Annotated in this window: 2 protein-coding genes; both read left to right on the forward strand. The window is 50.1% G+C overall.

Features of this window, described 5'->3' with window-relative positions; genetic code table 11:
- The coding region (locus RMO52_RS22005; RefSeq protein WP_310418576.1) for a cation:proton antiporter at window positions 1–806 on the forward strand (806 nt) is incomplete at its 5' end.
- Window positions 807–1,053: 247 nt separating this feature from the next.
- Complete coding sequence (locus tag RMO52_RS22010) at window positions 1,054–2,844, forward strand: ankyrin repeat domain-containing protein (RefSeq protein WP_310418579.1); 1,791 nt, start codon at window positions 1,054–1,056, stop codon at window positions 2,842–2,844.
- Window positions 2,845–2,926 lie beyond the last annotated feature (82 nt).

Raw genomic sequence — 2,926 nt, forward strand, 5'->3', positions numbered from 1 at the left:
TCAGATTTGGATTGACCTCAGAAGGCGGATTAAACGACGCACTCGCTTTTCCATTTGTCTACTTTGGGCTGTATCTACTCAAAGATAGTAATTGGCGAAACTGGTTGCACCAATGGATTATGGTCGATCTAGTTTGGGCGAGCGCCCTGGGAATCGTCGGTGGCTTTGTTGTCGCCAAAATCGTGCGCTGGATCGATCGGCGGCTGCAAAAATTCCATGCGGTCGATGGATTGATGGAAGATTTCATTGCCCTCACTACGATCTTAATTGCTTATGCCTTCACTGAAATTATTAATGGCTATGGTTTTCTGGCTGTGTTCGTGGCGGGAATCACCATGCGACGGCGAAGAGATACAGAAAAAACGATGTCTCAACTCCACTTTATCGAACGGCTAGAAAAGCTGTCAGAGATTGGGATTATCTTGGTGGTGGGGTCGATGTTACGGAAAGAGCCAATGTTCGCCTATGCCAGAGATGGATTGCTTGTTGCTGGATGCTTATTGTTTCTAATTCGTCCGATCGGAGCTTGGATTAGTACGATCGGGTTGCCAGTCGATGCGGCGACTCGCTGGTTGTATGGCTGGTTTGGAGTTCGGGGTGTGGGTTCGGTCTATTATCTCAGCTATGCCCTAAGTTCGGGGTTAAAAGAGACAGCAGGCGAACGGGTCGCATGGATCTCGCTGTGGACGATTGTGATTTCGGTTGTTTTACATGGCGTGACGACAACACCACTCATGAACTGGTACGAACGGAATATCGAGCACAATCCCAATCCAGCAGATCGGGAAGAAGCCGAAACTGGATAATCACAATAGGTATTAGAGGGTATTTGAAAAGGGGGGTACGAGGTAGAAAAGCTTTCAGGTGGTTCGCCGTTTAGCATGATTTAATACCCTTCATCCCCCTTTTCAAACACCCTCTTAGGCTTTAGGGAAATCAGTGCTTAAATAAATGGTGAGATCGAGAGTTTGCTCGGTAATGTGGGAAATCTAAAAGTACGGATAGTGCCCAGCGCACATCGCCTGTCACCCAGCAAACTCGAACACAGCCATCATGAGTGTAGATCCCAGAACTCAGCTCCTATTTGACGCGATCGCCGCAGCAAACTACGATCGGGTAAAGTTAGCGATCGATTCAGGCGCAGCCATCAATAGCCCCAACGATCGGGGTCAAACACCTTTAGTGGTAGCTTGCCGTCAAGGGAGTTTGCAAATCGTCGATTTACTCGTAGCTGCTGGTGCCCAAATGCAGGCACAGTTAGATCCAGCATCATCGCGACAGGTGTTGCCAGTAGAACATGGCAACGTGGCGCACTCACCGATGTCTGGCGATAATAGCGATCGATCGGTAGCCACCGCCCAACAAATCCCGTTTGAGAATCTCATCGACTTAATCCATCAACCCGCGCCGGACAGTAGCACGCAAATCGAGCAAATTATGCCGGAGCAGTACTCATCACGGGGCAATGGGAATCGTGACGATTCGGTTAATTGGTTGGAGCATACCTCAGAACCCGATCTTACTTATACATTCGATCTCGATGAAGTCTTTGCCACGGCAACCCACGACCCAGCGGTCACGCTCGATCGCACCGAGGTATTGAAACCGGGTGAAATTAACATCACACCATTCCCACAATCTTTACTAGAAGATGAGATCGCTGCTGGAGAAACTTATGCCTTCGATCTGAGCATAGATCTAGATCGACTTTCGAGCCAAGCCGATGCAGCAGTAGCACGGCGATCGATCCCGATGAATGACGACTGGGCAAGTGAAACTTATGTTGTCGAGAATAGAGCGCAAATCCTCCCCGATCTAGATTTATCATCGAGCGATCGGGTTGCAGATAGCGATCTTCTATTTGGCATGGATGAAACTCTCTTCAATGCTTCTCAGACTTGGGAAGATGGCGAAACTTATGCCATCGACCTCGACGATCTCGTTGGGGCATCGCCAGCAGCGACCGCGCCAGCCGTCCATTCTGAGGCGCACTTACTCTCAGATCTCGATTCGAGTTTATTTCCCGTCATTGGCGGTGAAGATGAGCCGGACTTCGATCCCGATACCCAAACTAGCACTGATATTTTTGGCGTTAGTGGCGTCGATCGAGAGTCGCATGATGTACCAGTATATGAGGAAAATGCAACCAATAGTTCGCTGATGGCTGCGGCGATCGATGGCGACCTCGATTTGGTGCAGCAAGCGATCGAAGCTGGTGCTAGTCTCGATCGGTATGACTGGAATTTGGGCTATTCACCCTTGGGGATGGCAATCGATCGCGGACATATCGATCTGGTGCAGTGTTTGCTCGGTGCTAATGCCAATCCCCACAGCGGAAGTGTCTCGACTACGGCACTGGGTTTAGCTGCCGAACGCGGTGAGGTGGAAATCATTCAAATGCTGTTACCTCGGGGGGTAGACGTCAATGCGCCCGTCGGGCAAGATGGGTGGACGGCATTGTTATCTGCCATCAAAAACGGACATCGCTCGGTCGTGCAGTTGTTAGTTACGGCGGGGGCGAATGTCAATGTCTGGAGTCGGGGGGAGACGCCAATTTTACTCGCAGCCAAATGTGAAGACCGCGATATTTATCATTATCTCTATCCACTAGTCAATACCACCATTCGACTGTGTGCCGATCGCGATGGCGAACAATTGCTGCAAGCGACTCGCAAACGGCGAATTCGCGAACAAAATCGCCCAGTGGAAAAGTTCATTGAGATGGCGACAATCGGCAATATCGATGAGGTCAATCGGGCAATTGAAATCGGCGTGGAAATCGATGAAATCGGTGCTAAAGGACATACAGCCCTGATGGCGGCAGCGTATTACGGGCATCGATAGCCGATCCTCGACTACATCGGCTTGGCTCGAAAGTCGATCTAGATCTCCGCTCAGATCGAAAGCATAAGTCTCACCAGCTTCC

Source organism: Chamaesiphon sp. OTE_8_metabat_110 (assembly GCF_031382685.1).
Lineage (GTDB): Bacteria > Cyanobacteriota > Cyanobacteriia > Cyanobacteriales > Chamaesiphonaceae > Chamaesiphon.

What these genes read in the sequence shown, in the direction of transcription:
- RMO52_RS22010 (WP_310418579.1), top strand. Translation starts at nt 1,054, where the DNA reads ATGAGTGTAGATCCCAGAACTCAGCTCCTATTTGACGCGATCGCCGCA.